The organism is Streptococcus sp. AS14, assembly GCF_000286495.1.
GTDB lineage: Bacteria > Bacillota > Bacilli > Lactobacillales > Streptococcaceae > Streptococcus > Streptococcus sanguinis_P.
Genome location: NZ_ALKI01000001.1, coordinates 93,462 through 99,851, shown reverse-complemented (window position 1 = coordinate 99,851; position 6,390 = coordinate 93,462). Strand labels below are relative to the sequence as shown.

The following is a 6,390-nucleotide window of genomic DNA, read 5'->3' as shown; positions in this document are numbered from 1 at the left end:
CAACTATATTAGTATATCACCTATACCACCAACCTGTCAATACCTTTTCTAATTTTTTTTAAAAATTTTATTTTTTTACTAAGTATAAAGTTAATTCTTTGTAAGTAGGGGCTTGTTTATATCATCTGACAGTATAACTTTCTATAAAATAAAAAGGTTGAGAATCATGTTCTCAACCTTCTTTTCTCATTTATTTGACTTCTAACAGGCCAATATCTCCATCCTCTCGACGGTATATAACATTCGTGCTGCTGTCCTCTGCATCAGAATAGATAAAGAAATCATGGCCCAATAAATCCATCTGCAGAATCGCTTCTTCCAAGTCCATCGGCTTCAAATCGATATGTTTTGAACGGACAACTTTTGACGGAATTTCTTCTGCCTCTTCAGCAAAGGAATCTGTAAAAAGCTGACTTGTAGCAACCTTATTGCGATTCTTTCTTTCAATCTTGGTCTTATTTTTGCGGATTTGGCGCTCAATCTTATCTGTGACCAAATCAATTGATCCATACATGTCCTGAGAGATATCTTCTGCACGAAGAGTGATAGAGCCTAGCGGAATTGTCACTTCCACTTTCGCAGTCTTTTCACGGTAAACCTTGAGATTCACACGCGCATCAAGTTCTTGCTCTGCTTGGAAATACTTCTCAATCTTCTCAAGTTTAGAAACTACGTAGTCACGGAGAGCATCTGTTACTTCTAGGTTTTCACCACGGATACTATATTTAAGCATATAAGTACCTTCTTTCTAAACATAAATGTTTTATTTACAATATCATTATAACGCTTTCATTCTTTTTTTGCAAATTTTTTCTTATCTTGCGATTGAAAATGTCAAAATTTCTTTCACTCCTGCTTCCAGCAAGATTTGCTTGGCTAATTGCAAGGTTTTGCCAGTCGTATAAATATCATCAACCAGCAAAATTTTATCTGGCAAATCAATTCCTTTCCTAATTTCAAAAGCCTGCTGCGTCTGCAGACGCTCCTCACGTGTCTTGCTCGACTGTGCTAGGGTGTCTTTTTTCTCTAAGATATTTCTATATGACAAGTTTGCAGCATCTAAAATCCCCTGCACTTGATTAAAACCTCTCACTTGAAATTTTTCGTTACTCACTGGAATCGGAACAATGGTATGCTCTCTAAACATTTTGACTGCTTTTTTAGCTGCTTTTGCAAATACAAAACGCAATGCATAGTCTCCCTGAAACTTGTATTGGCTGAAATAAGCCTTCATTGCATCATTATAGGTAAATAGTGACTGATGCTGGACTTGATTTCCCTCTTTCTCCCATTTTTGACAATCTGTGCATAAATCTGATTTCCCGTTGCGAAAACAGCGAGGGCAATACTCTTCAGATATGCGTTCAAAATTTTGATAACAAGTGGAGCAGCAGCTTGCTCCTTCTCCTTTTAATAGAAAAAGCTGCAAAAAACTACCTTTCTCCTCAATTTGCCCTTTACATAAAAGACACTCTGTCACAATCCTGCCTCCTTATTCATATCTCTCATTTCTCGAATTGCCTTTTCCATAGCAAGGGTAGTCCCATCATGAAAAAATAGCAACTGTCCAGTAGGTCTATCCATACTGCGGCCAACTCGGCCTGAAATCTGAACCAGAGCACTACGGCTGAACAAGCGATGATTGGCTTCCAAGACAAAAACATCTACGCCAGGAAAGGTTACCCCACGCTCTAAAATAGTCGTTGTCACCAAAATAGTAATCTCCTTGCGACGAAACTGTTCGACAATTTCCAGACGATTTTCTGTTGTGGAGGCGACAAAAGCCAACTTTTCATCTGGCAGAGCAATCTGCAAAGCCTGTGCAACATCCTCTCCTCTTTGAATTTCTGCAGCAAATATCAAGAGAGGAAATTGAGTCTGCCTCTGTTTTTCTATATATTTTAAAAGCTTAGGTGTTATTTTCTTCTTCTGAAGATATTTTTGAAAATCAGATAACCAAACTTTCTGAGGGATAGTCAAGGGATTACCATGAAATCTTCTGGGAAGACTCAGGCGTTTCAGCTGGCCTTTTTGAACTCTTTTATCCAGTTCATCTGTGGAAGTGGCTGTCAGAAAAATAGTTGTAGCATCCTCTTTCACAGAACGCTCTACAGCGTGATACAGCATGGGATTATCCACATAAGGAAAAGCGTCTACCTCGTCCACAATCAACAAATCAAAAGCCCGATAAAATTTTAAGAGCTGGTGGGTGGTGGCAATCACCAAGGGACTGCGGAAATAAGCTTCTGACTCCCCATACAGAAGGGCTATTTCACAAGAAAAATCTTCTTTAAGGCGCCGATAAAGCTCTAAACAAACATCAATCCGCGGACTGGCCAAGCAAACAGCTCCTCCTCTATCAATAACTCTTGCAATCACTTGGTAAATCATTTCTGTTTTTCCAGCGCCAGTAACAGCATGCACTAACGTATTCTGTCTTTTCTCTAGCGCATCCAGTAAGCCTTTGGAGACCTTCCCCTGAAACTCTGTCAGTTGCCCCTGCCATTTAAGCACCTGATTCTTAGGAAAATCCTCTTGAGGAAAATAGTAAAGTTTTTGGTCACTCCGTACCCGGCCCAAGATTAAGCATTCTCTACAATAATAAGCTCCAACCGGCAGTTGATTTTCTCGTTCAATCAAGCTGTTACAGCGTCCACATAGGAGCTTGCCTTTTTCTTCTCGGATACTGGGAATTGCTTTTGCTTGTGCTCGCAAGCTAGGCTCTAACTGACTTTCTGTAAATATCCGTCCTAAACAATCTTGTAACTCTAACATACTTATTTATTCGTAATTTTTTGGCAAAATTCGTCTTTTTTTTGTAAAATATAGTTATGGAATTTAAGACAATTAAAGAAGATGGTATGGTTCAAGAGGAAATTAAAAAATCCCGCTTTATCTGCCATGTGAAAAGAGTTTACTCCGAGGAAGAGGCTCGCGCTTTTATCGCTGCTATAAAAAAAGAACATTACAAGGCTACCCATAACTGCTCTGCTTTTATCATTGGAGAAAAGAGCGATATTAAACGAACCAGCGATGATGGGGAGCCTAGCGGAACAGCCGGAGTTCCTATGCTGGGAGTTCTAGAAAAGCATGAATTGACCAATCTTTGCGTGGTCGTTACTCGCTATTTTGGCGGTATTAAACTAGGAGCCGGCGGTCTGATTCGGGCTTATGCCGGCAGTGTTGCTCTGGCTATTAAGGAGATTGGACTGGTTGAAATAAAAGAACAGGTTGGCCTGCGCTTAAAACTGTCTTACAGCCAATATCAGGATTTTACGAATTTTCTTAAGGCAGAAAATCTTGCTGAATACGATACTGAATTTACAGATACCGTCTCCACTCTTCTTTTCGTTGACAAAGGTGAAAGAGAGCTGCTCAAAGATAAACTGACTGAGTTTTTTAAGGGCAAATTGGAGATGATGGATCAAGGACTGCGCCAAGTAGAAGTCCCCTCGACGTTTTGACATAAAGAAAAGCTATGGCTCTCATAGCTTTTTTATATTTTACAAAGCTCTTGTTTCATTTTATACTAATTCTATTAAATTATATTGAGGTATGTATTCTATGTCACGTATTTATCAAAACATTACAGAACTAATTGGGCAAACTCCCATCGTCAAATTGAACAACTTGGTTCCAGAAGGAGCTGCTGAGGTTTATGTGAAGTTAGAGGCTTTCAATCCTGGCTCTTCTGTCAAAGACCGGATTGCTCTCAGCATGATTGAGGCGGCTGAACGCGATGGCTTTATCAATCCTGGCGATACCATCGTTGAAGCAACCAGCGGAAATACCGGTATTGGTCTTTCTTGGGTTGGAGCAGCTAAAGGTTACAAGGTTGTCATTGTTATGCCAGAGACCATGAGTGTGGAGCGGCGCAAGATTATCCAAGCTTATGGTGCTGAGTTAGTCTTGACTCCAGGTAGTGAAGGAATGAAAGGTGCCATTGCAAAAGCACAAGAAATCGCCCAAGAACGAAATGGCTGGCTGCCGCTGCAGTTTAACAACCCGGCCAATCCAGAGGTTCACGAACGAACAACAGGAGCAGAAATCATCGCTGCTTTCGGTGAAACTGGACTGGATGCCTTTGTTGGCGGTGTCGGAACTGGCGGAACTATTTCCGGTGTATCTCACGCTCTCAAAAAAGTTAATCCAGACATCCAAACCTATGCAGTTGAAGCAGATGAATCTGCTATCCTTTCTGGTGAGAAGCCAGGTCCTCACAAAATCCAAGGACTTTCAGCTGGATTCATTCCAGAGACTTTGGATACAGCAGCCTACAACGGTATTGTCCGCGTAACTTCTGATCAAGCACTGGAATTCGGACGCTATATTGGCGGTCAGGAAGGCTTCTTAGTGGGAATCTCATCTGCTGCTGCTATTTTCGCAGCTATTGAAGTAGCGAAAAAACTAGGAGCTGGCAAGAAAGTCCTTGCTCTGGCACCTGATAACGGCGAACGCTACCTGTCTACTGCCCTCTATGAATTTGATGCTTAGTATTTTTTGAAAAACAAGTCCGTTTCAACTTAGCAGTTGGCTATGAATTGAACGACATTTCTACCTAAAACAAAAATATCCTGTTCTCTTATGGAACAGGATATTTTTTAAACTTTTTCTTCTTTTAAGAATTTTTTTGCCTCTTTAATCCAGATAGGCAGCTGTCTGCCTAAAGGCTCAAAACCAATTTTACAGCGGTCGTTTGAAAAGCGGTGGCGTCTAGGGAGGCGGTGCTTTTCTTCTTCTAGGGTCCGCATGGACAGACTGGACTTCCCAGAAAATTCATCATAGTCCACAACCTGTACCAAGACTTGCTGGCCAATCTTTACACTATCATGGATATTTTCAATATAGCCCGGACGAATTTCTGAAATATGAATCAGGCCAATCGTTCCGTTTTCCAGCTCAACAAAAGCTCCATAAGGCTGAATCCCAGTGATTTTGCCTTTTAATTTGTCACCGATTTTCATCAGTCTTCTACCTCAATTGTCTCAATCACAACATCTTCCACCGGCTTATCCATAGCCCCCGTCTCAACAGCTGCAATCTTGTCCAAAACTTGGTAGGACGCTTCATCAGCCAGCTGACCAAAGACAGTGTGGCGCCGATCCAAATGCGGTGTTCCTCCCTGACTGGCATAGACTTCAGCGATAGCTTCAGGCCAGCCGCCGCGGCTCAATTCCTTAGCTGAATAAGGAAGATTTTTATTTTGAACAATGAAAAATTGACTGCCGTTAGTATTCGGTCCAGCATTTGCCATGGAAAGAGCTCCACGAATATTGTACAGTTCAGGTGAAAACTCATCTTCAAATTTCTCACCATAGATAGACTGACCGCCCATACCGGTACCAGTAGGATCGCCACCCTGAATCATAAAGTCCTGAATAATGCGGTGGAAAATCACACCGTCATAATATCCATCTTTAGCAAGGGCAATAAAGTTAGCTACTGTTTTTGGTGCCTGTTCTGGAAACAGATGAACTGTCATGTCACCATGATTAGTCTTGATAGTCGCTTTTGGACCTTCAGCTGCTGCAGGTTCTACTTGTGGGAAATGTAATTCTTTTTCTACCATACCTAACTCCTCTAAAGCGGCAAAAATACCGTCTTCTTCTACTGTTTTTGTAATATAATCTGCTCTTTTTCGCAGTTCTTCATGGGAAACGCCCATGGCAATTCCGATTCCTGCATAGTCAAACAATTCCAGATCATTGAGCCCGTCGCCAAAAACCATGACATTTTCAGGTTTGAAGCCTAGATGCTCGACAACCTTGGAAACTCCGGCTGCCTTGGAACCTTCTGTCGGTACCACGTCTGACGAATGAGGATGCCAGCGAACCAAACGCAGATGCTCCGCTAACGCGTCTGGCAGCTGCAGGCTATCTCCTCTATCTTCAAAGGTCCAAAGCTGATAAATATCCTTGTCTAAATGAAAGTCTGGGTTAACAGGCAAATCTGGATAAACTACATCAATGGCCTCTGAAATCAGAGAATTTCGATTGGACAAGGCTGCTCCATGGCTACCGACCAGACCATAGTCAATCCCTTCCTCCTGAGCCCAAGCAATATAGGACTTCACTCTATCAGACGGGATAACCGTCTGAGAAATAACCTTCCCTTTGCTGTCTTCGACATAGGCTCCGTTCAGGGTAACGAAAAAGTCTGGCTGCAAAGCTCTCAATTCCGGCACGACACCAAACATTCCTCTCCCAGACGCAATACCCGTCAAAATCCCTTTGTCTTTCAACTGCTTGAAAACTATCTGGATAGAGTCTGGGATAAAACCTGTATCCTTGACCCGCAGGGTATCATCTATATCGAAAAAGACAATTTTTATCTTTTTTGCCTTATACTTTAATTTCGCGTCCATATCTCCCCTTGTCCAATCTTAATCTT

7 protein-coding genes are annotated in these 6,390 nt (G+C 41.7%); 2 read left to right on the top strand and 5 right to left on the bottom strand.

Annotated features, from left to right (window positions below):
- Positions 1 to 190: 190 nt before the first annotated feature.
- From raiA to HMPREF1150_RS10535, 3 genes are all read right to left on the bottom strand, one after another.
- The gene (raiA, locus tag HMPREF1150_RS10525; protein ID WP_002893481.1) at positions 191 to 733 is read right to left on the bottom strand and encodes a ribosome-associated translation inhibitor RaiA; all 543 of its coding nucleotides are present in this window, start codon (positions 731 to 733) and stop codon (positions 191 to 193) included.
- Positions 734 to 814: 81 nt separating this feature from the next.
- A complete protein-coding gene (locus HMPREF1150_RS10530) occupies positions 815 to 1,480 on the bottom strand; it encodes a ComF family protein (protein WP_009659032.1) in 666 nt (221 codons plus the stop codon).
- Complete coding sequence (locus tag HMPREF1150_RS10535) at positions 1,477 to 2,775, bottom strand: DEAD/DEAH box helicase (protein ID WP_009659043.1); 1,299 nt, start codon at positions 2,773 to 2,775, stop codon at positions 1,477 to 1,479. The genes HMPREF1150_RS10530 and HMPREF1150_RS10535 overlap by 4 nt, the downstream gene beginning before the upstream one ends.
- Before the next feature lie 56 nt (positions 2,776 to 2,831).
- Between HMPREF1150_RS10535 and HMPREF1150_RS10540 the strand changes: the two genes are divergently transcribed.
- Both HMPREF1150_RS10540 and cysK read left to right on the top strand, forming a co-directional pair.
- On the top strand, positions 2,832 to 3,464 hold the full coding sequence (locus tag HMPREF1150_RS10540) for a YigZ family protein (RefSeq protein WP_032905335.1): 633 nt from the start codon (positions 2,832 to 2,834) through the stop codon (positions 3,462 to 3,464).
- 100 nt (positions 3,465 to 3,564) lie between these two features.
- A complete protein-coding gene (gene cysK, locus HMPREF1150_RS10545) occupies positions 3,565 to 4,494 on the top strand; it encodes a cysteine synthase A (protein ID WP_009659037.1) in 930 nt (309 codons plus the stop codon).
- 107 nt (positions 4,495 to 4,601) lie between these two features.
- Here cysK and HMPREF1150_RS10550 read toward each other — a convergent pair whose 3' ends face one another.
- Together HMPREF1150_RS10550 and HMPREF1150_RS10555 are read right to left on the bottom strand one after the other, a co-directional pair.
- Positions 4,602 to 4,964 carry a S1 RNA-binding domain-containing protein gene (locus tag HMPREF1150_RS10550; protein WP_002901252.1) on the bottom strand — a complete coding sequence of 121 codons (363 nt, stop codon included), beginning with the start codon at positions 4,962 to 4,964 and terminating at the stop codon, positions 4,602 to 4,604.
- Positions 4,964 to 6,364: a bifunctional Cof-type HAD-IIB family hydrolase/peptidylprolyl isomerase gene (locus HMPREF1150_RS10555; RefSeq protein WP_009659048.1), complete on the bottom strand. Its 1,401-nt coding sequence runs from the start codon at positions 6,362 to 6,364 to the stop codon at positions 4,964 to 4,966. Before HMPREF1150_RS10555 ends, HMPREF1150_RS10550 begins: the two co-directional genes overlap by 1 nt.
- Positions 6,365 to 6,390 lie beyond the last annotated feature (26 nt).